Annotated in this window: 15 protein-coding genes; 14 read left to right on the forward strand and 1 reads right to left on the reverse strand. The window is 40.7% G+C overall.

The annotated features are described in order from the left end of the window. Positions 1 to 3: 3 nt before the first annotated feature. From EZ444_RS14675 to EZ444_RS14735, 13 genes are all read left to right on the forward strand, one after another. Positions 4 to 912, forward strand: a complete 909-nt coding sequence (locus tag EZ444_RS14675) for a PorP/SprF family type IX secretion system membrane protein (protein ID WP_165503621.1) — start codon at positions 4 to 6, stop codon at positions 910 to 912. Between the two features lie 89 nt (positions 913 to 1,001). Further along, positions 1,002 to 3,251, forward strand: coding sequence for a GH92 family glycosyl hydrolase (locus tag EZ444_RS14680; RefSeq protein WP_131609919.1), 2,250 nt, complete (start codon positions 1,002 to 1,004; stop codon positions 3,249 to 3,251). An 8-nt stretch (positions 3,252 to 3,259) separates the two neighbouring features. Further along, entirely contained in the window at positions 3,260 to 5,878 is a 2,619-nt protein-coding gene (locus EZ444_RS14685; RefSeq protein WP_131609920.1) for a glycoside hydrolase family 2 protein, read from the forward strand. Positions 5,879 to 5,957: 79 nt separating this feature from the next. Beyond that, complete coding sequence (locus EZ444_RS14690) at positions 5,958 to 7,385, forward strand: sugar MFS transporter (RefSeq protein WP_131609921.1); 1,428 nt, start codon at positions 5,958 to 5,960, stop codon at positions 7,383 to 7,385. Between the two features lie 146 nt (positions 7,386 to 7,531). Then, positions 7,532 to 9,388: a 7TM diverse intracellular signaling domain-containing protein gene (locus EZ444_RS14695; protein WP_131609922.1), complete on the forward strand. Its 1,857-nt coding sequence runs from the start codon at positions 7,532 to 7,534 to the stop codon at positions 9,386 to 9,388. A gap of 553 nt (positions 9,389 to 9,941) precedes the next feature. After that, positions 9,942 to 13,160: a SusC/RagA family TonB-linked outer membrane protein gene (locus tag EZ444_RS14700; protein WP_205945274.1), complete on the forward strand. Its 3,219-nt coding sequence runs from the start codon at positions 9,942 to 9,944 to the stop codon at positions 13,158 to 13,160. Positions 13,161 to 13,202: 42 nt separating this feature from the next. After that, positions 13,203 to 15,134, forward strand: a complete 1,932-nt coding sequence (locus tag EZ444_RS14705) for a RagB/SusD family nutrient uptake outer membrane protein (RefSeq protein ID WP_225874739.1) — start codon at positions 13,203 to 13,205, stop codon at positions 15,132 to 15,134. 19 nt (positions 15,135 to 15,153) lie between these two features. Next, on the forward strand, positions 15,154 to 16,377 hold the full coding sequence (locus EZ444_RS14710) for a DUF5000 domain-containing lipoprotein (RefSeq protein WP_131609923.1): 1,224 nt from the start codon (positions 15,154 to 15,156) through the stop codon (positions 16,375 to 16,377). A 21-nt stretch (positions 16,378 to 16,398) separates the two neighbouring features. Beyond that, positions 16,399 to 17,748, forward strand: a complete 1,350-nt coding sequence (locus EZ444_RS14715; protein WP_165503622.1) for a DUF4998 domain-containing protein — start codon at positions 16,399 to 16,401, stop codon at positions 17,746 to 17,748. A gap of 25 nt (positions 17,749 to 17,773) precedes the next feature. Beyond that, complete coding sequence (locus tag EZ444_RS14720; protein WP_205945275.1) at positions 17,774 to 19,558, forward strand: glycoside hydrolase family 9 protein; 1,785 nt, start codon at positions 17,774 to 17,776, stop codon at positions 19,556 to 19,558. A 14-nt stretch (positions 19,559 to 19,572) separates the two neighbouring features. Next, the gene (locus tag EZ444_RS14725; RefSeq protein WP_131609925.1) at positions 19,573 to 20,343 is read left to right on the forward strand and encodes a ThuA domain-containing protein; all 771 of its coding nucleotides are present in this window, start codon (positions 19,573 to 19,575) and stop codon (positions 20,341 to 20,343) included. Then, complete coding sequence (locus tag EZ444_RS14730; protein ID WP_225874740.1) at positions 20,315 to 21,556, forward strand: DUF5009 domain-containing protein; 1,242 nt, start codon at positions 20,315 to 20,317, stop codon at positions 21,554 to 21,556. The genes EZ444_RS14725 and EZ444_RS14730 overlap by 29 nt, the downstream gene beginning before the upstream one ends. Positions 21,557 to 21,609: 53 nt before the next feature. Then, positions 21,610 to 22,638 carry a glycoside hydrolase family 18 protein gene (locus EZ444_RS14735; RefSeq protein WP_131609926.1) on the forward strand — a complete coding sequence of 343 codons (1,029 nt, stop codon included), beginning with the start codon at positions 21,610 to 21,612 and terminating at the stop codon, positions 22,636 to 22,638. A gap of 3 nt (positions 22,639 to 22,641) precedes the next feature. Here EZ444_RS14735 and EZ444_RS14740 read toward each other — a convergent pair whose 3' ends face one another. Then, on the reverse strand, positions 22,642 to 23,487 hold the full coding sequence (locus EZ444_RS14740) for a ThuA domain-containing protein (RefSeq protein ID WP_131609927.1): 846 nt from the start codon (positions 23,485 to 23,487) through the stop codon (positions 22,642 to 22,644). A 351-nt stretch (positions 23,488 to 23,838) separates the two neighbouring features. On the opposite strand from EZ444_RS14740, the gene EZ444_RS14745 reads away from it, so the two are divergent. Continuing rightward, the gene (locus EZ444_RS14745) at positions 23,839 to 26,913 is read left to right on the forward strand and encodes a SusC/RagA family TonB-linked outer membrane protein (RefSeq protein ID WP_131609928.1); all 3,075 of its coding nucleotides are present in this window, start codon (positions 23,839 to 23,841) and stop codon (positions 26,911 to 26,913) included. Positions 26,914 to 26,916: the final 3 nt, after the last annotated feature.

Raw genomic sequence — 26,916 nt, forward strand, 5'->3', positions numbered from 1 at the left:
GAAATGAGAAAGCAAATTCAAATCATACTATTTCTGTTGACCATAGGTTTTGGCTTGCCGATTGGCGTTAATGCCCAGACTGGAAATTTTGGTACAGGATATTTTCAAAATCAATATGTGCTTAACCCTGCAATGGCGGGGTTAAATTCTAAAGAATTCAATATCAATACGGCATACAATAAGGAATCTACTGCTGTGAGTAACAGCGCCAAAACCATATACATAACTGCTGACTATGGATTGAGTAATGCGGTAGGACTTGGTGTCAATTTAATAATGGACAATATAGGCGCATTGAGCACCACCAGAATCATGGGTACTTATGCTTACCAGGTAAAACTGAACGAAGATAATCAGAGCCTGCATTTTGGTGTATCCGCTGGTGGGGTAAAGGAAAGGTTTAACGCAAATGACATTAGCGGAGATCCTTCTGACGTGTTCCTTTACAATTTTAATGATCGTAAAATGCAGTTTGAGGCCGATTTTGGTGTAGCTTACCTTCGTGATAGGCTTACGCTTCAAGCCACAGCACCAAACTTTGTTTCTACATTGCGAGATACAGAAAAAACAATATTGAGTCAGGGTACTTTTGTTGCTTCGGCAGCTTATAAAATAAGCATTGCCGATGGTGGAGATCCCATTAATTTAGAACCTAAAATTGCTTTTCGCAGTTTTAAAGGCTTAAAAAGTATTATAGATGCTGGCGCAAATGTTGATTTTGTACAAAATACAATCAACCTGTTTGCGTTATATCATTCCAATAAAAGCGTAACTGCCGGAATTGGTTTTAAGGTGTTAGGTGCCTTTCAGGTTTCTGGCGCTTACAATTCGGGGAGCGATAATTTTAGCGGTGGTACTATAGGAAACTCATTTGAATTAGGTTTACGTTTTTACACAAAAGGAAATAAATAAGAAAAGATAAAATTCTTGTTCATCATAAAGCCGGGATTCAGATGGAATATTCTGGCCCCGGTTTATTTAAACTTTTAACCCTAAATGTTATGCATTTTTTTTATAAGCGACTACCTACTATTTTATGGGTTTTCTCCATTGTTTTCTTTAGTTCCGTTCTAAATGCACAAACGACTATAAAAAGTAAACTTACCGGCAATGTCAATCCCTTTATTGGCTCAGCTAAACACGGCCATGTTTTTGTTGGCGCAAATGTTCCTCATGGAGCAGTACAGCTAGGCCCTTCGCAAATCATGCAAACCTGGGATAAATTTAATGGCTGGGATTGGTGCAGCGGATACAATTATGATAGCCCTGAAATTTTGGGCTTTACACATACCCATTTAAGTGGCACCGGTATAGGTGATCTGAATGATATTTTGTTACTGCCTGCAAATGGTAAAACGCAGATAGTAAGGGCTAAATTCAATGATATGGAAAGTGGCTATGGTTCTTTCTTTTCTAAGCAAAAGGAAGTAGCCAAACCCGGTTATTATGAGGTTTACCTGGATAAGTACAAAGTAAAGGCGCAGTTAACTGCTACTGAACGCGTAGGCTTTCATCAATATACTTATGAAAAAAAGGACAATGCTCATTTGCTGGTAGACCTTGGGTTTGGCATGGGCTGGGACGAACCTGTGGAAACCTATTTCAAGCAGATCAATGCCACTACCTTTGAGGGCTATCGCTTTTCAAAAGGTTGGGCTGTAGATCAGCGTATTTATTTTGCCATTCAACTTTCTGTTCCTGTAACCAAAGCTGAACTCTACAATGTTTCAGCATTGCAGCAAGGTACACAGGCCACTGGCAAAGAGATAAAGGCAGCGTTGTTTTTTGATGCAGAAAAAAACGCACAGCTAAAAGTAAAAGTTGCGATATCGCCAGTAAGTGCAAGCAATGCGTTACTCAATTTAAAAACGGAGCTGCCAGGTTGGGATTTTAATGCGGCAGTTCAGCAAGCTGATGCCAAATGGGAAAAAGCTTTATCCAGCGTAAGAATTGAGGCCTCCCCAATTCAAAAAACAAAGTTTTATACCGCTTTATACCATACCATGATTGCGCCTTCCCTGTTTAATGACGTGAATGGAGATTACCGTGGTGCAGATAAAAAGGTTTATAAAAATGCGACCTTTAACAATTATACCACCTTTTCTTTATGGGATACTTACCGAGGCCTCAACCCGCTAATGACCATTTTACAACCCGAACGTGTAAACGATATCGTAAACACCATGCTGGCTATCTATCAGCAGCAAGGGAAATTACCAGTATGGCACCTACATGGCAATGAAACCAATTGTATGATCGGTTATCCGGCCGTACCGGTTATTGTCGATGCCTATTTAAAAGGGTTTAGAAATTATGATATTGAATTAGCCTACAAAGCCATTCGTCAATCAGCAATGCAAGATACCAATGGCATTCAATATATACAGAAACTGAAATTTATTCCTGCCGATGGGGAAGAGGAATCTGTTGCAAAAGCAATGGAATATGCAATTTCAGACGCTAGCATTGCTCAGATGGCTAAAGCATTAGGGAAAAAGGACGACTTCAAATATTTTACAGATAGGAGCAAGCTATACCAACAATATTTCGATAAAAGTACAGGTCATTTCCGTGGACGAATGGCAGATGACTCATGGCGAACGCCTTTCAATCCTTATAACGCAGTGCACAGGCAAAATGATTACTGCGAAGGCAATGCCTGGCAGTACACCTGGTTGGTACCTCAGGATGTGAAGGGATTAATTAACTGCTTTGGCGGTACGCAGCCTTTCCTGACCAAATTAGATTCTTTATTTACCATTTCATCAAAGTTGGATGCAGAGACTTCCCCAGATATCTCGGGCCTGATTGGCCAGTATGCACATGGTAACGAACCCAATCATCATATTCCCTATTTGTACAGTATGGCTGGACAACCCTGGAAAACTGCCGAAATCATTAGACAAATAGATCAGCAATTTTATACCGACAAACCGGATGGCTTATGTGGCAACGATGATGCTGGAGAAATGAGTGCCTGGTATGTGTTTTCTGCATTAGGTTTTTACCCTGTTCACCCCACGAGCGGAGAATATGTATTTGGTTCTCCTTTGATTGATCAGGCGACCATAAAATTGCCGGGAAATAAAACCTTCCGCATCACCGTTATGGGGAATAGCAAGGACAATCCCTATATCCGTAAAATTGAACTGAACCATAAACCTTATACCAAATCATTTGTTACGCATCATACCATTGTAGCCGGTGGGGAAATGAAAATTTACATGGGTAATAAACCTTTAGCCTATTAATAAATACTATGAAAAAAATACTGTTCTTAGTTTATTGCGTATTTACTTTTTCAACTTTGTCGGCGCAGCAGCGGTACGAGTTAACTGATGGATGGCGCTGTGCAAATATTAAAGAAGTACAGGTTGGCGGCAGTCAAATCTCTACAGTAGGATATTCTTTAAACAATTGGATGCCAGCAACAGTTCCCGGAACAGTACTGACTACCTTACTGAACAATAAAAAAGTTCCCGATCCTTTTTATGGGATGAATAACCTGCAGATCAAAGATGTGTATGATACCGGCAATGCTTATTATACCTACTGGTTTGTAAAATCTTTTACCCAAACTGCTGTGGGTGATGAACAAATTTGGTTAAAACTAAGAGGCGTAAATTACAAATGTGAAGTTTTCTTGAATGGCAAAAAGGTAAATGCTATCACACATGAAGGAATGCACCTTCGCCAGCAATACAACATTACCAAGCTTTTGGCCGCAAATGGAGAGAACAGACTGGCCATATTGGTTTATCCACCAGATTTCCCCGGTGCACCAAACGGTGGGCAGGGAGGTGATGGTACCATCGCTAAAGGTTTAACTACCGCCTATACTGCGGGTTGGGATTGGATTCAGCCTGTTCGTGACCGCAATACAGGAATCTGGGATAAAGTCTTCATCGAAAAAACTAAAGGTATAAACCTTGAAAATCCGCATGTGGTGACCCTGGTGCCAGGCATCCGTTTACCAGAAGGTATCCAACAGCCTGCCATGATCCGTACTTCATGCGAAATAGAAAATCCTTTAAACCGGACCGTTAGCGGATTCATCCAATACACCCTGGATGGTAAGGTTATTAAAACAGCTGTAGCTTTAAAATCGGGAGAAAAGAAAACCGTAAAGCTGCCTGATTTCGAATTGAAAAATCCGAAGCTCTGGTGGCCAAGTGGCTATGGTAAACAACCATTGTACAAAATCAGTTTTAGCTTTGTTGATGCTGCGGGCAAAACCGCAGACCTGGAAAATGTTCAGTTTGGGGTTAGAGAAATCTCTACCCGCTGGAACGAACAAACCCGTAGTAGGGAAAACCTGGTAAACGGACAAAAGATATTTATAAAAGGCGGCAACTGGATCATCTCTGATGCGATGCTCCGCTTTTCTAATGAACGTTATGATGCCGAGGTGCGGTTCCATAGGGATATGAACCTTAACCTGATTCGGATCTGGGGTGGTGCAATTATCGAAAGACCGGAGTTTTATGAGGCTTGTGATAAATATGGTATGTTGGTGTTTCAGGATTTCTGGTTCAGTGGCGATTGCAATGGCAAATGGCAGGATCCTTTGAAAAAGGACGACCAGTGGATCCGCAGGCAATACCCAGATGATCATGGGCTGGTATTGACCGCTGCTGCTGATCAGATCAAGATGATCCGGAACCATGCTTCCCTGGCCTTTTGGTGCGGTGGCAATGAAATTACCCCGCCGGATGATATTCTGCTCCCACTGAAGGAGAGGATTCTTCCTGAACTAGATGGCACACGTTATTTCTTTGATTATTCCAATACCAACGACATGTCCTACAATTCCATTGGTGGAAATGGCGATGGGCCATATAACATCCAGGACCCTAAAACTTTTTGGTCTTACAAAACTTATCCTTACAATTCTGAGGTCGGCTCAGTAGGCGTTGGCGACTATGCTTCATTGGAGCGCTTTATTCCGAAGCAAAATATGATTGCACCGCAAAACGGGCAGGAGCCAGATTCGGTATGGGCTTACCACAAATATATTCCCTACGATCATCACATTGATCCTTACGGGAAAGCGAAAGATGCGAGAGATTTTGCGATGAAAGCGCAGCTGGTAAATTATGACCAATACCGCGCATTGATGGAAGGTTTTTCGGCCCACATGTGGGATTGGTATACTGGAACGATCATCTGGAAAACCCAAAACCCATGGACATCTATGCGTGGACAGATGTACGATTATTACCTGGATGTAAATGCCTGTTTATACGGTACCCGGAAAGGTGCGGAACCCCTGCACATTATGATGAACCCATTGGATAGTATGCTTACTGTAGTCAATAATGGTTTTGCTACACAGCGTAACATCATGGTGCAGGCCAGTATATATGACCTGGACGGGAAACTACAGGATCAGGTGCAGGCATTTGCCGAAATCGCACCTTCGACAGTACAGCGTATGTTTCCGATCCAGACGCAGTTAAAGAAAATGAAGGGCAAGGATGGTGCTTTTGTGTTATTGAAATTGCTAAATCCCCAGCAACAGGTATTGAGCGAAAATTTCTACTGGCTGCCGGGGTCGGACGGAAAGTATACCGGCCTGCAGCAGATGAAATCGGCTGAATTAAAAGTTACAGCTACGAAGACAACAAAAGGGGAAATTGAAGTCAGGTTAAAAAATGATGCAACCAACACCCTGGCCTTTTTTAATCGGGTGGCCCTGGTCAACACCACAACAGGCGAACGGATTCTTCCTGCTTTCTATTCCGATAATTATTTCAGTGTATTGCCTGGCGAAGAAAAAATGATAGTTGTGGGGGCTTCTGAACAAGGAAACACGTCTTTAAGTGTAGCGGTTTATGGCTGGAATGTTAAAAGGCAGCTGTTCCCAATAAAAAAATAACCCGGTTAAAATAGCTATAGCTAGAACCACAATGGATAAATAAAATATTTATATATTCGACAACCAAAACTATAAACGAATGCAGACTGCTGATCAAAAAGAAAATTCCCCTGTAGGGCAAAATTATACTACACCTCTGGTTTCCCTTACTTTCCTTTTTTTTATGTGGGGATTTATCACCTGCATGAACGATATCCTGATCCCTCACTTGAAGGGACTGTTTGTCTTGAATTACCTGGAAGCCATGCTGGTTCAGTTTTGCTTTTTTGGGGCCTATTTCATTGGCTCATTGGTGTATTTCCTGATCTCCCATTTTAAAGGGGATCCTATTAATAAAATCGGGTATAAAAATGGTTTATTGCTAGGCTTAGTGGTTTCGGCGCTGGGCTGTCTGATGTTCTATCCGGCGGCAACGCTGTCTGTGTATGGTTTATTCCTGGCCGCATTTTTTATTTTAGGACTGGGTTTTACCTTACTACAGATTACGGCAAATCCTTATGTTTCCTTATTGGGAAAAGAAAGCACCGCATCCGGCAGACTCAACCTGGTACAAGCCTTTAACTCGTTTGGTACCACCATCGCTCCAATTTTTGGTGGTTATCTGATCTTTCATTTTTTCGCCACAAATGGGCATCTTTCTGCTGGCGCTACTAAAATGCCTTACCTTATATTTTCGGGCATATTCGTGTTACTAACCCTTTTCATTTATAAAGTAAAGTTACCTGATTTTAAAAGTGATCACTCGGCGCTGGATGGTCTGGGGGCACTACGATTCCCGCAGTTAAAAGGTGGGATTTTTGCTATTTTCTTTTATGTAGGTGCCGAAGTAACCATTGGTAGTTTCATGATCAGTTTCCTGGAACATGGCGATATCATGGGATTAAAAGAAACGGTAGCTAAAAATTATCTGTCTCTATACTGGGGCGGTGCCATGATTGGCAGATTTTTAGGGGCCATCAGCATGAATGATGTGCTGAGTAACAGTAAAAAAATGTTGTACATGGTATTGGTTTGTGTAGGTCTATTTGTATTGCTTTACACGATTGTAGATCTTGATTTTGCACAGATGCAGTGGTTCATCATCTTTATTGTCATTAACCTTGTAGGCTTCAGCATCGGCAAATCTGCTCCAGCTTTGATGCTTGCCATTTTTGCGGTAATTAATATTGCACTACTACTCATTACGGTATTTACAGGAGGTGCGCTTTCTATGTGGTGTCTTTTGGGGATAGGCCTTTTCAACTCGATTATGTGGTCTAATATCTTTACCCTTTCTATTTCAGGACTGGGCGAATATAAAAGTCAGGGTTCTTCTCTGTTGGTGATGGCCATACTGGGCGGAGCCGTAATTCCATTGATACAAGGTAGTTTGGCCGATGCGATTGGTATTCAGAATTCCTTCCTGTTACCTGCCGTATGTTACTTGTATGTAGCCTGGTTCGGTATGTTCTGCTTCAAGAAATTCAAATCTACCATATTAGAAAAGCCAGCAAGGTCAGGTCATTGATAAAAATACAGTGATTTGTCTAGAGGCATATGATTTGGGTTATGGAGCTAAAAAGCTACATAACCCAATTTTTTGTATAAATTGACCGCTATGGGCAGGGGTCACAAATGGCCATAGCACATAGTACAATCAGAAATCAACAATAGATGATAAAATTTGTCCGGGTATTTTTCTTTATTACCATTACGTTTTTGGGATTCATGCTTTCTTTCTGTAATGCACAGCAGACTGTTAAAATTGATGATCAAGTACCACATCATATATTTGGGTATGGGGAGATTGAGCAATTCGAAGATACGAGTGGTACTTTGAAATTTGAAGACATCCTAAAAGGAAGAACAGATATTCACTTCGCAAAAAGTAAGGTTTATACCCCCAAAAGTCCTAATCCTAAATCTGCTTATTGGTTTAAAATAAGAATTGCGTTTGTTCCACAATCAAAAGAACATTGGGTGCTTGAATTTTTTGATCAGACCATTGATGACATCAATTTGTATGCGCCCGAGGGAAACAATACCTACAAGAAATACACATTTGGTGCGCAGTACAATTTTAGCCTAAGAGAATATGCCCATAAGAACTTTTTATTCAATCTGGACAATTCCAACGCAAGGGAAGAAACCTATTACATAAGGGTAAAATCTTCGCAAACGGCCAGCGTGATTGTCGTACTCAGAAACCTTCGCTGGATTGTTCATTACGCGACTGAGGAATATCTTTTTTTCGGTGTCTTTTATGGAATGATAGTAGTGTTTAGCTTTTATAACCTTTTGATGTTTTTGGCCGTTCGGCAAAAGCAATACCTATATTATGTAGCGTACAACCTTAGTATTGGTTTGTATGAAATGTGTGTTGATGGAGTTGCATTTCAGTATTTATGGCCCAATCATCCTGAATGGAACCAATATGCTTACGGTGTGTTTTTGTATTCCAGCAGTATATTTGGCTTGCTTTTTACCCTGAATTTTTTGTACGTAAAAAGCAAGGCCCCCCGACTTTACTGGAGTATAATTGCGGTTATCGTTCTTCGAACGGTCTTTTTTATCTGCTGCCTGTTCGATCGTCATTTGTTTACTTATAAAATGATTGAAGTGATTCCTCTGGCCCTTGCTCTAGGCTCAGGGATCTATATCTGGAAAAGAGGGTATAAGCCGGGCCGTTTTTTTGTGGTAGGCTATTCATTTCTATTTCTTGGACTGGTTATTAAAGCATTGGTACTTTTAAATGTGCCTTGGCTTCCTTATGGGCCGATCACTCATTATAGCTTAAGCTTCTGCTTTGTCGTTGAAATGATTTTGGTTTCCTTTGCTATTGGCGATAGCGTTCGGGGGCTAAGAAAAAAGAAGGATAAAGCACAGCGGAGAATGATTCAACAGTTGCAGATCAATGAAAGATTGAAAGATACATTGAATAAAGAGCTCACTGTATTGGTTGATGAACGAACAAAAGAGGTGAGTGATAAAGCCGCCACTATCGAGAAGCAGAATGAAGAAATCTCGCTGATGAATGCAATGCTGGAAAAGGACAACCAGGAGCTGCATTTGAATATTGAAAAGGTAACGCGTGCACGTGTAATGTCAGATGAAGTTGATTTTGCTGAGTTCAGTAAAATATATCCAGACAGGGAGACCTGCTTTAAATACCTGTCCGAATTAAAGTGGGCAAACGGCTATGCCTGTAGGAAGTGCCAGAATACACAATATCTTTCAGGTTTTTTACCTTTTAGCCGCAGATGTACAAAATGTGGATACGACGAGTCTGTTATTGCTTATACCATTTTTCAGAACAGTAGGATTCCAATCAATAAAGCCTTCTACATGCTTTTTCTTGTTTACTCTACCAAAGGTAAAATATCCTCTCATAAACTGTCCCAGTTACTCTTGATCCGGCAAGGAACCTGCTGGGCATACAACAGTAAAATGCAAAAGATACTGGAAGAAAGAAAAAAAGAGTTGAAAAATGCGGGCGAAGGGGGATGGAGTAAGCTAATTTTTGAGTCTTAAGTAATGAAATCGCCTCTTAGTTGACTGTTAATAGCATTTTTTTTACTTTTTTTTAATGTTTTTTTAGCGTATCGTCACAAAAGGGCGAATACATGTTAAAGCCATCATGATTAAAGAAAATCCCTATTCATGCTTGTAAATGAAGTGTATTGCTTTTTATTTAAGTTATTATTTATCAATGTGTTATGATTTATTTTTCTTGCACTTGTCATATGATTGGAATAGCTTTACGTTATTAAACCTCATTCTAACCAAATAAACGATGAAAAGAATTACTGCTCCTGTGAATCGACAGACCTGTCGTGTTCAATTTCTACAAAACAATTTATTACCACAATTAACAATCGGAACTGCCTAAAACTTTCCGCTTTTGCTAACTAACCAATTGTAAACCTAAACCAAACCACATGAACAAACTTAGACTCACACTTCCTTAACCACAGGCAATTTATCGTATTTCCATTTTAACTAAGGCAGATTCCTAAAATCTGTCAGTGGAATCCTATGGCCTAAAATTTAATTAACAATACCTAAACCATTACAAATATGTATTATGAAGTATAAATTATGCGATTTTTTAATCTTTCTTTTGCTGATTTTAATATCTGGGAGTGGCATAGCCCAAGACATGGTAAAAGTAAGAGGATCTGTAAAAGATAGTGTTGGCGCTTTACCTGGGGTTGGTGTTTTAGTATCAGGAACTAAAATATCGACATCAACAGATGTAGCCGGAAATTATAAAATTGAAGCACCCAAAACTGGTGTTTTATCGATCTCGTTTATTGGTTATGTAACCCAAAGATTTGATATAAAAAGCCTTAAGGCTTCCGCTACGGGCGACTATGTACTGAATGTCGTGATGAAAGCCGATGACAATTCATTGAATGAAGTGGCCGTAGTGGGTTTTGGTACGCAAAAGAAGATGACAATGGTCGGTTCGGTTACCACAATCAATCCTAAAGAACTGAAGGGCCCTACCAGTAACCTTACCCAAATGCTTGCCGGCCGGTTGGCTGGGGTAATTGGCTATCAAAGTGGGGGAGAGCCGGGATCCGACAACGCGTCGTTCTTTGTCAGAGGGCTTGGTTCTTTTGGTGCAGGTAAAGTAGACCCCCTGATTTTGATTGATGGGGTCGAATCGACACAAAATGATCTTGCCCGTTTACAACCGGATGATATTGCCAGTTTCTCTGTGTTAAAAGATGCTACTGCTGCGGCTGTTTATGGTGCCAGAGGTGCAAATGGGGTAATTTTAGTTAAAACAAAGGAGGGTGAACCGGGGAAAACCAAATTTGCTTTCCGTACGGATCATACCATATCTGGTAATACAGAAAATCTTAAATACACAGATAATATTACCTATATGAATTTGGCGAATGAAGCTGCATTAACCAGGAATCCGCTAAATCCCATCCCTTATTCTCAGACCAAGATTGACCGGACTGCGTCTGGTACGGCCAACCCTTATTTGTACCCAAGCAATGACTGGATAAAACAGACCATAAAGGATTATACTTACAATCAGCGTTTCAATACGAGTGTAACTGGTGGTGCTGATAAGGCCAGCTACTATGTTGCCGGGACTTTGAATATAGATAACGGTATCTACAAAGTTGATCAATTAAATAATTTTAACAGTAACGTTAAGCTGATCAATTATTCAATAAGATCTAATGTGACCTTAAATTTAACAAAAACCACAAGAGCCGACATCAGGGTATATGGCCAATTTGATGATTACAACGGCCCACTTGGCAGCGGGAAGGACGTTTTTCAAAGGGCTATGTTTTCAAATCCGGTTAATTTCCCTATGACTTTCCCTTCATCTTATGCGCCACGTGTAAAACATGTTTTATTCGGTAATGCTGTGGTAGAGAATGTCCCAGGATCTATCATTGGTGGGAACCTATATATTAATCCGTATGCCGACCTTGTTAGAGGGTATAAGCAATCTAATAACTCTAATCTTCAACCCCAGATTGAAGTGAACCAGGATTTAGCTGCTATACTTCCGGGCTTGAAAGCACGCTTTATGGGCTATGTGCAACGTAACAATAGTTATGCAGTTTCACGTGCTTATAGCCCGTTTTATTACAATGCCAGTTCAATCGACGGGAATGATATTACTTTAACTGAACTAAACAATGGAGGTCCAACCAATGTCGGCCAGGTGGGTAGTGATTACTTAAGTTATGGTGAAGGAACTAAAGATATCAAGTCTTCGCTGTACACTGAGGCGGCCATTAATTATAATCAGGTATTTAAAAAAAATACGGTGGGTGGAATGCTCGTTGGAATTTTACGGAACTCTCTTTCTGGTAATGCGGGGAGCTTGCAAAATTCATTGCCAAAACGAAATGTTGGCCTCTCAGGTAGATTTACTTATGGATATGACGATAAGTACCTGACCGAATTTAACTTTGGATACAATGGAACAGAACGGTTTGCAGAAAAGAATCGCTTTGGTTTTTTCCCCTCTATAGGTGTTGGTTATGTTTTATCTAATGAGCAGTTTTTTAAACCTTTAAGTAGGGTGGTAAGCTTATTTAAAATCAGAACTTCCTACGGATTTAATGGCAATGACCAGATTGGAAACGATACGGATAGGTTCTTTTATTTATCGAATATAGATCTGACCAATGGTAATGGAGCCTCATTTGGTGAGGATCCTACTACACTATATTACCGAAATGGAGTGAGTATTTTAAGATATGCCAATCCCGCAATTACATGGGAGGAATCGCGGCAGCTTAACATAGGTTTGGATCTTTCCTTTTTCAATGCTGTAAATTTCACTATAGATGCCTATCAGAAAAGGACCTCTAATATTTTGCAAGTACGAAGTGGCATCCCAACAACAATGGGTTTAGTCGCAAATGCAAGTGCTAATGTGGGTGTTCAGGATAGTAAAGGTGTTGATTTTCAAACCGATTATAGCAAGTCCTTTAGAGGAGGATTTGTTCAGGTAAGGGGCACATTTACATTTGCAACAAATAAAATTGTAAAATATGATGAACCGGTTTATCCGGCAAGTCTGGCTCATTTGTACAGAGTAGGTCACTCTTCTGGAGAAATGATGGGTTTTATTGCGGAGCGTTTATTTACAGATGATATAGAGGTGGCCAACTCACCAAGCCAGAAAGCGATAGCCGGAAATATGGAAGTAAGAGGCGGGGATATCAAATACAGAGATGTGAATCGAGATGGCGTTATTAATGATGACGATAGGGTTTTTATGGGGCTACCTAATACCCCGGAAATTACTTACGGCTTTGGATTTTCTGCTGCCTACGGAAACTTTGACCTGAGCGCACAAATGCAGGGGAATGCCCGTATTGCTTTCTTTGTGAATAGTGGTGGATTTGATACCGAAAATTTGAGTAAAAGTGGTATAGCTCCCTTTCTCCAAATCGGCGGATATCAAACCCGGGTATTGCAAGCCGTCGCTGATGACCATTGGTCTGAAGACAGTCGAAATTCTTACGCATTTTTCCCGCGTTTAAGCAGTGTTGCAACGCCCAATAATTACGTTAATTCGAGTTGGTGGTTGCGTAATGGTGCTTTTTTAAGGCTTCAGCAAGTGGAAATTGGTTATACGCCAAAAGGCAATTTCAAAAAAAGAGTTGGTTTAAGCTCATTCCGGATTTATGCAAGCGCAAGGAATCTTTTTGTGATAAGCAAGTTCAAATTATGGGACCCGGAAGTGCGTGGGAATGGCCTGGACTATCCGCTTCAAAGGATATATAATCTGGGTGTTAATATTGGCTTTTGACCTTAGTTCTTGATTTAATATAGATTATTAAAATAAATTCTGATGAAAAATATAATGCAATCAAAAAAGATTTGGCCAATATTAGCTTTATTAATATTTGCGAATTTTTCCTGTAAAAAATACCTGGATGTAGTTCCAGATAATGTGCCTACGATCGACAACGCCTTTACCAGTAAAAGCGAGGCAGAAAAGTTTTTGTTCAGTTGCTATTCTTACTTGCCTAATGATGGAAATCCAACTAGTAATCCTGGTTTTCTTGGAGGCGATGAAATATGGATACCCAGTAGCCGCAGGGGCACATTTGATACCAGAGGTGCGTTGATGATGTGGGATATAGCCCTGGGGCGCCAAACTGCTGCAAGTCCAATCTCGAATGTTTGGAATGGAAGATATCAAGCGATCAGACAATGTAATATATTCATAGAAAATGTGAGTGATGAAGAAAAGGTCTACGACCTGACATCCGATATGAGGTCGCGCTGGTTGGCAGAAGCAAAAATTCTCAAAGCATTTAATAATTACCAACTTTTAAGAGCTTACGGCCCCATTCCGCTTATTGACAAAAACATTGACATCGATGCGCCTACTTCAGACATGATGGTAACCAGAGCGCCTTTTGATGACTGTGTGAATTATGTGGTTAACCTAATTGACGAGGCTGTTCCTTACCTTCCTGTTGTGATAGGTGAGCGGGCCACAGAACTTGGTCGGATGACGCAGCCGATCGCCTTGGCTATAAAAGCGAAATTATTGATTTTGGCCGCGAGTCCATTGTTTAATGGTAATCCGGATTACGCATCCCTTAAAAATAAAGACGGAACTCAATTGGTAAACCCAATCTTTGATAAAACCAAATGGGATCGTGCAGCATTAGCCACAAAAGCTGCCATTGATATTTGTGAGCAAGCGGGAATTAAACTGTATACAGCGGTACCATCATCGGTATTGTCACCATTTACCAATCAGCAAATGACATTGAGAAATGTGATTTCAGAGAGATGGAACACAGAGCGGGTATGGGGCTTGTCCAATAGTTACGCGGGGCAGCTTCAACGGGTTGCTATGGGATGTCTGGCCGCTAGTTTCACACCGAATAACTCAAATGGACAGCTCTCTGCTCCTCTGAAGATCACAGATTTGTTTTATACCAAGAACGGAGTGCCGATGAATGAAGATAGTGAGCTTGATTTCTCTATAAAAAACCAATTGCGTACGGCAACAAATGAAGAACGTTTTGCAATTAGTCAAGGCTACCAAACGGCGCGGGTTAACTTTGATCGTGAACCTCGTTTTTATGCCGATCTTGGATTTGATGGGGGTGTGTGGTATATGGTCGCTAATAATCCGGGAGCAGGTGGTGGTGATGAAGGAACCTTCTATATGCAGGCAAAATATACTCAACCCGGTAATTCTGGGGCTGAAGGCTATTATAACGAAACCGGATATTTTATTAAAAAATTAGTGGAAGCTAACCTGACTAATTCCTCAAATTCTAATACAGTTAAGCCCTATGACTGGCCGGAAATTCGATTGGCTGATTTGTACTTGATGTATGCCGAGGCTTTAAATGAAGCGAATGGTCCAACAGATCCGGATATCTTTAAATACCTGGATTTGATTCGGGTAAGAGCTGGACTATTAGGCGTTCGGGAATCCTGGACACAGTTTACAAAAGATAGAGGTGCAAGATTAGGTAATCAGGATTACATGAGGAAACTGATTAGACGAGAAAGAGGTATCGAACTGGCATTTGAGGGAAGTCGTTTTTGGGATCTTAGAAGATGGAAGACGGCTGCTGAAGAATTAAATGCAGCAATTACGGGTTGGACAATCAGTCAAAGTTCTGCTATAGGTTATTATCAGCCAAGAGTAATTTACAACCAGACATTTATTGCTCCGAGAGACTATTTATGGCCAATTCAAACCGGAGCTTTCAGAGTAAACACAAATTTAGTTCAGAATCCAGGATGGTAGTCACCTTAAATTAATAGAAATGAAATTATTTAAATCAATTTTAATGATAGCGCTGATATTCATCGTGCTATACGGATGCCAAAAGGACATCATTGGCCCTTTAGGCAATAATATGACTCCACCGGGGACTGTATCCAATGTCAAAGTACTCAACCAATCTGGGCAAGCTACCCTAACTTATACTTTGCCTACGGATGATGACATCGCTTATGTAAAAGCAGAATATACTTTGTTATCTGGTGCTAAACGTGAGGTTCGGGCTTCTTTTTATACCAGTCAGATGGTGGTTGATGGATTTGGTGATACAGAAGTACATACGGTAACCTTGAGGGTAGTTAATAAAAGTGAAGTTCCCTCTGCTCCAATAACCGTTCAGATTAAGCCCTTGGAAAATGCAATACAAATTGCTTTTAGAACCATGAAGGTTGTGGCGGCTTTTGGAGGGATTAATGTTTCTTTAACGAACACCGCCAAAGCAAATTTGTCGATTATTCCGATGAGACAACAAGGCTATAAAGGTTGGGTTCCGTTTGATGGTATTTATACGGCTGCCGAGGTGGTTAGTAAAAATATAAGAGGATTAGAGACTGTTCCTATTAAAATAGCAGTGGTTATCCGCGATCGGTTTTTGAACCAAACAGATACGCTATTTGCCGAAGTTACCCCGCTATTTGAAATGCCACTCGCTAAATCTTTGTATAAAGAAATGCCAGGGGTAATATGGCCTGGAGATCAGAAAGCTAATTTTTCGAATAATGGAATAGATGCAACGGGGATAAAAAGGATGTGGGATGGGGAGACAGTGGCTTGGCCAAGTTGTGCTTATACACCGCCAACCGTAACAGATCAAGGGCCACATTCAATTACATTTGATCTCGGTCAGACCGCTCAACTTAGTCGCCTTGTGATCTGGGATTACCCTGAAACGATTAGTGCAAGAAAGACATACTTTTATAGGGGGAACATGAAAAACTTTGAAATATGGGGTTCCGCAAATCCTAATCCTGATGGATCATATGACAGCTGGTACAAATTGGGCACCTATCAATCTGTGAAACCTTCCGGGTTACCATATGGAGAAGTCAGCGATGAGGATTTAACCACCGCACAGGCAGGATTTAGCTGGGATCTTGATATCAATGTTCCTAAACTACGCTATCTGAGAATAAAAAATCTAAGTAACTGGCAGGGGACGAATTTCCTATTGATTACGGAAGTTCAGGCATACGGAAATCCTAAATAATTAATGATTAATTGAATGGAAATGAAGAATATTCTAAATATCAGATCTCTATTGTTCCTGCTTGCGATATGCATGGCAGGTATAGCATCCTGCACAAAGATGGATGATTTTAAAAAGTATGTTAAGGACGGTGAAATATCTTATACCGGCAGAGTGGATTCCTTGATCATACGATCAGGACGGAATCGCGTGCTGGTTCAAGGGCTATTTATTTCTGATCGTAAAATCACCCTCTGTAAAATCTATTGGAACAGTCGACAGGATTCTTTAATAGTGCCTGTTACGCGTAAACTAGCCGTAGATACACTTAAGCAATATGTAAGTAATTTGTTCGAAGGGTCTTATAACTTTGAAGTCATTACCTACGATTCACAAATGCATGCCTCTATACCGGTTGTTAAGAGTGGTGTAAAGGTGTATGGTAATAATTATGCAGCATCATTGGTTAATATGCCTGTGTCAGATGTTTCTCTTGAAAATTCGACAGCTACCATTTCCTGGGGAGGGCTTGATAAAACGAGTGGAGCGCTTTACATGGATATTTTGTATACCAACACATCCAATGCGGCGGCAAGAGCGAAAAGGTTGACCAACTCAGCAACTGCTCAGTTGTTGAATTATAAATACCGAACTACTTTTGATTACAGGACTGTATATCTTCCGGATAGTTTAGCGATAGATACATTCTATACGGACTACCGTAGAGGGATAAATGCAAGAACTGATGTTACAGCCAGTTTTATTGATAATCCTGGAAAAATGGACCCGAAAAGTACAACCGGTCAACAATTCTTACCTGTTAGTTTAACGCAAGGCGCTGTGGTTGCAGGAAATGCTGCAACCTGGAGGAGATTGGCAGGCTGGACTTCTAATGCTCAGGCAAACAATTGGGGGACTGCTTTTGATACCTATGGAACATGGGTGGAAAGAACTGCAGAAACAGTCGTTAATTTTGCCACAATGTCTCTCGAAGCTGGAAAAAACGGGACCACCCCAACCTTGAATACGATGAGCAATGGTAAGATCTATCAATCTAAGTTATTACCGGCAGGGGAATATAGTCTTGAAGCCCGGGTGGGTAATGCAAGTGCGAATTCCGCTATCTACTTTGTCGCAAAGGCTGGTACGGATATTCCAGACATTTCAGAGCTGATAAAGCGTCCATCAATAATTAATTTTACGGGCCTTAGTACAGATGCAAGTTATATGCAGATAACGACTGCGGCACAGGGATATACCATTGCGATTAATTTTACCATAGAAAGAGAGACCAGGGTTTCATTTGGTTTTGTTGCTAACCTTAATGGGACTGGCACAGCCAATCAATACGTGAAAATATCTGGTGTAAGAATGAAATCTTTGGCTTTTTAAGTACATGGTGTCCAAAAATATCAATATGATAATGGCAGTTGTGCTGGTACTGATGGGAATGACAATTGTGTCAATCCCATCTTCCGGCGCAGCAACAGTAGAACCGATTCATATATTGGTTAATCAGGTTGCGTATAATCTTAAGGGCCCCAAACAGGCCGTAGTTAAAAGTGACCACCCCTTGCCAGATAACCTGGAATTTCAGGTGGTTCAGCAAGGGGATGCGGTTGTTTTGTTCTCCGGAAAAGTAGGTAGATCAGAACGTGTACTGGACTGGGGGATGGATGTTTGGTATAGCAAGGTTAATTTTTCTGGACTTTCGGTCATTGGAACTTATTATGTCCGGCTTTCGGTGGAAGGGAGAACCTACAATTCCTACAGTTTTAAAATTGAAGAGCAGGGGATTGGCAAAATTGCTATTCCCGCAATTGTGAGTTTCTTCAACCATCAAAGGGCAAACTCGCCTGAGGAGCAGGAAGCTGACAAAAACGTCCAGCTATATGGAAGTCAAAAGACGGTTAATTTGAGCGGTGGATGGTGTGATGCTTCTGGCGATGTAAGTAAGTATTTTTCCCATTTAGCTTATACCAATTTTATGCTGCCCCAACAAATTCCCATGGTTACCTGGTCTATGACCAATACGGTAGAAACCATTCCTTCCTTTCTGGATCAGATCGGAAGTAAGGAGGCACTTACTAAAGAAGCACTTTATGGGGCGGATTACCTGATGCGGTCGCTTTCTGCCGAGGGATATTTTTACATGACTGTTTTTAGCTATTTTGATAAGAACGCCAATGCCAGGAGAGTAGTTGGTTTGCTGGCAGATAGCAAGACAACAGCAGATTACCAATGTGCCTACAGGGAAGGTGGTGGGATGGCCATCGCAGCGCTTGCACGGGTATCAAGATGGAAGATGCATGGTGAATTTTCTTCAAAACAATATCTGGATGCTGCGGAAGTCGCCTTTGTGCATTTGCAGAAATTTAGTACACAATATGCAGATGACCATAATGATAACATCATTGATGATTATTGTGCCCTGATGGCCGCCGTAGAACTTTGGAAGGTTACAGGTAAAACATTATACCGCAATGAGGCCCGTTTACGGTCAAACAACCTTAGTAAGCGTCTCTCTCCAGCGGGTTACTTCATCGCTAATGACAAAGATCGCCCGTTTTGGCATGCCGCAGATGCTGGTTTACCTGTTATAGCGCTTGCCCGGTACCTTGATGTAGAAAGGGACAAGGAATTTAGAGATCTAGCTTTGTTAACCATCAAAAAGGCGCTTGATTATAATCTTAAAGTAACCAGCGAAACCACAAACCCTTTTGGCTATCCCAGACAGAGTTTTCTTTACAAAGGGAAAGTGCAAAATGGTTTTTTTATTCCCCATGAAAATGAAAGTGGTTGGTGGTGGCAGGGTGAAAATGCACGATTAGGTTCGCTGGCTGCTGCCGCAATTGTTGGTGGCCGTTTGGTTTATCCCGGTCAAGGACCATTTGGACTGAAACCGGAGCTTTCAGAATTTGCTGGTAATCTGGTCTCCTGGATTTTGGGCTGTAACCCATATAATATGTGTATGATGTACGGGTATGGAGAAAAAAATGTCCCTCACATGAGTGCTATGTATGGTCACGGTACCGGAAAGGGCGGGATATCAAATGGAATTACGGGGAAAGACGGAAATGGGGATGGAACAGGTATTGATTTTAAAATCGAGGATAATGGAAATGAATGGCGCTGGACTGAACAGTGGATTCCTCACACTGGCTGGTTTTTACAGGCCGTAGCAGGGATGTCAGTCAATTGAAACGTATAAAGTATATGAAGAATAGAATTATTAACCAGATTGTATTGCTGATATTGGTTTTTACGGTGTTTACAGCCAATGTTAATGCTAAGCCGCCTAAATTTAAAGCGCTGGTACTTACAGAGCGGGGAGGAGGGCATGAAGGTTTTGTAGTCGCAGCCTTGGCTTGGCTTAATGATTTTTCGGTAAATCATAATTTCGAAATTACAATCATCAATAATCTTAAAGATGTAGATGCAGATTATCTTTCCAATTATAAGTTGTTTATTCAATTGAATTATCCGCCTTATGCATGGACGGATCAGTCTAAAGCAGCTTTTGAGCGATATATTGAAAAGGGACGTGGCGGCTGGGTTGGTTTTCATCATGCCACCTTGCTTGGTGAGTTTGATGGCTTCCCAATGTGGAATTGGTTCTCGGGTTTTATGGGCGGCATACGTTTCAAAAGTTACATCGCTGCCCGTGCTTCGGGTACCGTACATATTGAAGATAAAAAGCATCCGATAATGAAAGGCTTGCCCGCTTCATTTGTTATTCCCGACGACGAGTGGTATACTTTTGATAAAAACCCGAGATCAAATGCTAAGGTACTGGCCAATGTAGATGAAGCGAGCTATCAACCTGCGTCTTCCATTAAAATGGGTGATCACCCAGTGATCTGGATCAATGAAAAAATGAAGGCCAGAAATGTTTATTTCCTGATGGGACATCATGCCAATTTACTGAAGTCTGAAGAATTTAAAACCATGTTTGGAAATGCCATTTTATGGGCAGCCGGCAAATAAAGAACACACCATGACCAAAGCTATTCCAGAAAAAATCCAAAGGATTTTATCGATTGACATCATGAGAGGATTGACCCTTTTTCTCATGCTTTTTGTAAATGATCTGTATGAGCGGGGTGTTCCTCGTTGGTTGCTGCATACAGAGGGTGAGGTGGATGGGATGGGCTTGGCCGACTGGGTTTTTCCAGGTTTTTTGTTTATGGTTGGGATGTCCATTCCATATGCAATTACATCCCGTAAAAAGAAAGGGGATTCAGATCTGTATATTTTCTCGCACATTATCATTAGAACATTGAGCCTTTTGCTTATAGGTGTATTAATGCTCAACTCCGGGCGTTTAAATTCCGCGCTCACGGGTATGGACAATAACCTCTGGGCAATACTACTTTATGTTTCTATTTTTCTGATCTGGAATAATTATCCGGAAAAAGAGAGTCGTAAATATTGGTTTAGTGGATTAAGAATATTAGGCTTTATTGGGCTGATTGTGCTTGTGGCCATATTCAAGTCAGGTAAACCCGAACATCCTTCCTGGTTGAAAATTGAATGGTGGGGGATTTTGGGATTGATTGGCTGGGGTTATCTTGTAGCTGCACTAGGTTGTTTGTTTTTAAAGTCAAAACTGTTGCCGATTGCCGCTTTATGGATATTTTTCATTGGATTGAATGTCCTCTCCCAGCTTGGAATGTTGGGGTGGCTTGACTTTTTAAATCCAGTGTTCGGGGTTATAATAGATGGAAACGTACCTTCAATTGTTTTGGCTGGTTTAACGGTGGGACTGTTGCTTGGACAGAAAGAAATGAGTTCAAAAAGAATAGCTTTAATCATTGCCTGTTTAGGGGTAATTTGCCTTGGACTTGGTTTTTTTCTTCGCAACTGGTTTATCCTTTCCAAAATATTTGGTACGCCGAGCTGGGCAATGGTTTGTAACGGTATCAGCATGCTGATCTATGCACTTTTGTTTTTCCTGGTGGATATAAAAGGTAAAAGCAGTTGGGGCTGGATGTTTGGGGCTGCCGGTAAAAATTCTTTAACAACTTACCTGGCACCCGATGTGATTTACTTTATGAGTTGGGGTATGGGATTGCATATTTTTATCTATAAACAAGATGCAAATCAGCTTCTAGCGGTTGTAGGCTCACTGGTCTGGGCATTGGCGATGATTGTATTTTCTATTTTGCTTTCAAAAATTAACATTCGTTTAAAACTCTAAATTGTATAAACCTTAAATAGAAATATAGCTACTACATTTAAAACTTAATAAACATGATAAAATTAACTCCATCTCTGGTATTGATCTGGCTTATAGGCTGTACTTGCGTTGTTCAGGGACAACAGAAGGCACAACAACAAACAAATGTTTCGAAAAAGGTAACTGTAGCTTACGTTACTTCCTGGACCAGTGTAATGCCTGATCCGGCATACATCACACACATAAATTATGCCTTTGGGCATGTAAATAACGATTTTAATGGGATTCGTATTGACAATGAAAGCCGACTTAAAAGCTTGACCGATTTGAAGGCTAAATATCCCAAGTTAAAGGTTTTAATTTCTATTGGTGGATGGGGCAGCGGAAGGTTTAGTGAAATGGCTGCACTTGAAGACAATAGAAATAAGTTTGCTGAAGATTGTCTAAGGGTAATAAATGAATTTAAGCTTGATGGGATTGACATTGACTGGGAGTATCCTACAAGTGCTGCGGCTAAAATATCATCCGCTCCAGAAGACACGCAAAATTATAGCTTAATGATGAAGGCCATCAGAAACAAGATTGGGACAAGCAAATTATTAACACTGGCCTCTGTTGCTGATGCAAAGTATGTCGATTTTAAGACCATCGAGCCACTTGTCGATTTTGTGAACATTATGACTTATGATATGGGCAATCCCCCTAATCACAATGCAGGTTTATACCGTTCCAAATATACCGGCTGGATTAGCGTGGATGAAGGGGTAACTGCGCATGTAAAAGCAGGAATGCCTTTAAATAAATTAGTTTTGGGCATTCCTTTTTATGGACATGGAAAAAACGGTGTTGCTAATTTTATTGATTATAAGGAAGTGGTAAAATTAAATGGTTTTAAAAATCAATGGGATGATGAGGCTAAAGTACCTTTTTTGGAAAATGACAAGGGCGAATTTGTATGCTCTTATGAAAGTCCTGAATCCATAGCAATAAAATGCAGTTACATCCTGAGTCGCGGGATGCTCGGTGCTATGTATTGGGAGTATGGCGGAGATACTGAAGATGGGGTTTTAAGAAAAGCCGTCTATTCAGGCGTTAATAAATAAAACTCAGCCGCGTTTTTTATCCGCGCCAAGCCACAACAAGCCATTGATGATCATTTTATTCTGAACTTCATTGTCGAAAGTCAGAGAAAGCGTTTTATTGGTTTTATGTTCATAATCAATGTCGTTGTGGCCCATGTTTACATACATCATTTTATATTTTTTATTGCTCCACACTACCGGATAATAACCACTATGCCAAATTTCGTAGTCCTTTGGGCCGGTACCTAAAGGGAAGCTGCTACTGTCTATAGCGAGCAAAATATCGATATCGGGGTTCTTTCGTAAATCATTTTGCCAACGGTACCATTCATTTGGTGAAGATTTAAAAGTTACAGGAAGCTGCTTTGTCACTGGGTGCTTTTGATCCTCTACTCTTAAAATGGCCGATGTTGGTCTCCATGTATTACTGCCGTAGGCACCAGAGCCCAAAAATTCATGATGGTACCAATCCCAATTATCCGGGTATGTCGATTTTGCCAGTGCGAAGGCTGCGAAATGAAAGCCCATCCACCCCCCACCGTTTTTCATGTACGCTTCAAAAGCAGCTCTTTGTTCAGGTGTCTCTGGTCTGGTATCCAGAAATAAAACAACTTGGTATTGTGATAGAAATTTTGGATTCATATTACTCCAGTTAGAGGTAGTGTCATAACTGAATTGATACTGTTTGGCCATTTTAGGGAACCATTCATTAGCCTCATGAACATAACTGATATGGGCCTGGTCATTTTTTGCTGTATAAAAGGCAATGACTTTGAACACAGGTTTTTGGATGTTTGCTAGGGCATGGAAACCTGAAAAAAGCAAAATGCAGAGCAAGGTAACCCGAATGGTTAAATGTGAAAATATCATGTTTTTGGGAATTTTAGTTGTTCTTAACCTAATATATAAGTTTTTAGGATAAAAACATAAGGCCCGGATTCTTAAAAGCTTATTTAAAGAAGGTATGGGCCTGTTTTTGAGCCTTATTTCATTTTTTTTGAACTTTTTTTTGATGTTTTTATAGTGTATCACCATCAAAAATAGAAAGTCGCTTTACAGTATGATAATCAGTGGAAAACCTTATTTATTCTTGCGATTTAAGTGTATTGTATTTTGTTATATCTATTTGTTTTTCAATTAGTTATGAAATATTTTTCTTGTTCTTATGCTTTTAATCGAATAGTTTTACCTCACCATTTATAATTCTAACCAAGCAAAAAGATGAAAAAAAGAATTACACTACTAATTGTGTTCTTTCTATCTGCTTATGTATTGTCCTTTGGTCAGGGGCGAGACATAACAGGGACTGTGAAAGAAAAAGATGGATCACCATTACCTGGTGCATCCGTAAAACTTAAAAATTCTAAAATTGGTGCATCCACCGGCGCAGATGGGCGGTATAGTATTTCTGTTTCTGGAAATGCGGTATTGATTTTCTCAGCGGTGGGTTTTACTACACAGGAAGTTACTGTAAACAATCGCAACCAGATCAATATAACTTTGGTTGAAGAATCACAAGGTCTCTCTGAAGTAGTCGTGATCGGTTATGGAACAGCACAGAAAAAGGATGTAACCGGCGCCATTTCAAGTGTGAAAGCGGTGCAGCTGGAAAATGAAAACCCGCAAAGTGTTGCAGATATACTAAAGGGAAATATTGCGGGCCTTTCCGTGAGTATGAATACGAGTGCCAAAGGTGGTGGTGACCTATTGGTAAGGGGCAAGACAACGTTAAGTGCGGGTACTGCGCCATTGATTGTATTGGACGGTGTAATTTACAACGGACAGCTTTCAGACATTAATCCGAATGACATTGAATCAGTGGATGTATTAAAAGACGCTAGCTCATTAGCCGTTTTTGGTGCAAAGGCTGCTACAGGTGTAGTTGCAATTACCACCAAAAAGGGAAAAGGTGATACACCAACAATAAACCTCAATTCAAACTTTGGAATTGCTACGCTATCTCAGAATATGGACGTTTATGATGGACCTGGTTTCATCAATTGGCGTGGAGATGTGATGAGAAGTGGTGCCGTTACGGCTCCCTATCTTTATAATGATCCAAGGAATCTACCTGAAGGGGTAACGATGACCCAATGGTTGAATGGGCAAACGGGCGATCCAGTAGATCTATGGCTCAATAGATTGGGACTGGTAGCCAATGAAAAGAAGAACTACCTGGATGGCAAAACGATAAACTGGTATGATGAAATTTTCCGGACTGGGCTCCGTCAGGATCATACTCTGAGTATGAGCGGTAAAAAAGAGGAGATCAGTTATTACATGTCTTTAGGTTATCAGAAAAATGAAAATGTAATCAAAGGCGCAGAATTCAATACATTCCGGTCCAGGGTTAATCTGGAAGGGCAAGCTGCAAAATTCCTGACTGTAGGTTTAAATCTACAGTTTGCCGCAAGAGATGAAGGTTCTATTGCAGCAGACTGGACCCAGTTGACCAATCTTTCTCCTTATGGTGATATGTATAATGCAAATGGTACGTTGCGCAGGATCCCAACCGACGACAATGGATTAAATGCCAGGAATCCATTCCTTAACATGACCTATAATGATCGTTTAGATAAGCAGAATACGCTATTTGCAAGTCTTTTTGCGAGAGCAAAACTGCCTTTTGGAATTACCTATCAGATTAACTTTAGTCCAGGACTTGATTCTTATCGTACATTCAACTACAGCTCGTCTAGAAATCCAAACGTGACTACCCCAGGCGGGGTTGTGACAAGGGCTAATGAAACCAGGTATAACTGGCAGGTAGATAATCTGTTGAAATGGAACAAGACCGTTGGTGTTCATAGTTTTGATGTTACTTTATTGGCTAATGCAGAAAAATACCAGACCTGGTGGACTGAGGCAGGGAATCAGGGACTTATTCCCGATGATCTTCTGGGCTTTCATAACGTATCAAGTGGCATTAAAGCGAGTGTCAATAGTGAGGACAAGGTGTATACTGGAGATGCTTTGATGGCCAGGCTAAACTATAGCCTGATGCAGCGGTACAACCTAACCTTGTCTGTTCGCCGAGATGGTTATTCTGTTTTTGGTATCAATTCAAAAAGAGCAACTTTTCCGGCAGCAGCCTTCGCATGGAACTTTACGGAAGAATCATTCCTTGAATCCGTTAAATGGTTGAATTATGGAAAACTGCGCGTGTCTTATGGTATCAATGGCAACAGAGATCTTCGTAATCCTGATAACGGGACTGTTGATCCATATGCGGCCTTATCGCAGTTAAACATAGGGAAATATCAAACGGTAAACAGTTCTGGAGCAGCTTCAGAAGTAAATACGGTAGTCATTGGTACACGTTTAAGTAATCCTGATCTTAAATGGGAAGAAACAACTTCTCTAAATGTAGGACTTGATTTTGGTATATTGGATAGCCGGATTAGTGGTTCAGTAGATGTGTATGATAAAAAAACGACTGATTTGCTGGTAAGGCCCGCTCTTCCACCGGTTTCAGGGTATCTAAATTACTATTCTAACCTTGCGGAGGTAAACAATAAAGGATTAGAGATCAGTCTAAACTCTAGAAACATTACAGAAGGTAATCTGACCTGGAACACCAGCTTTAACTTTTCTTTGAACAGAAATAAAATCGTCAGGTTGACAACTAGTGCCAATGAACCTGCAAATGGGTGGTTCATCGGGAAGGACATTGACGTGATCTGGGATTACAAGATTCTTGGTGTATGGCAGGAAAGTGAAATGGCCGAAGCCAACAAGTTTACTAAGGGCGCAATTAAAGCCGGAGATTTTAAGTTGGAGGATGTAGACGGGAATTATCTTTATGATGATGCCGATAAACAATATCTTGGTTACAAGACACCGAGGTTTATGTGGGCGATGAGAAATGAGTTTAATTTATTCAAAAAATTCGATTTCTCCTTCCAGTTGGTTTCAAACTGGGGACAACAAAGACAATACAACCAAGCTAAGAACCAACCGGGTAGCGTAGGTTTTGCCCGTATGTCTTCCTATGTTCAGCCTTATTGGACGCCACAAAATCCAATTAATGACTTCTCACGCCTAAATTCAGGCACGAGCGGAACGAGTTTCAATGTGTTTCGCAAAAGTTCATTCGTTCGGTTAAATACCATTGCATTAGCCTATTCCTTACCACAAAGCATTTTAAGTAAGGTGAGGATAAAAAATGCAAAGGTTTATGTGAATGCCAACAATGCAGCTGTCTTTACGGATTGGAAATACTGGGATCCTCAAAATGATCCCGATGATGGTCCTACGCCAACATTCTATACCCTAGGTCTTAATATCTCATTATAATGA

Source organism: Pedobacter hiemivivus (genome assembly GCF_004331685.1).
GTDB lineage: Bacteria > Bacteroidota > Bacteroidia > Sphingobacteriales > Sphingobacteriaceae > Pedobacter > Pedobacter hiemivivus.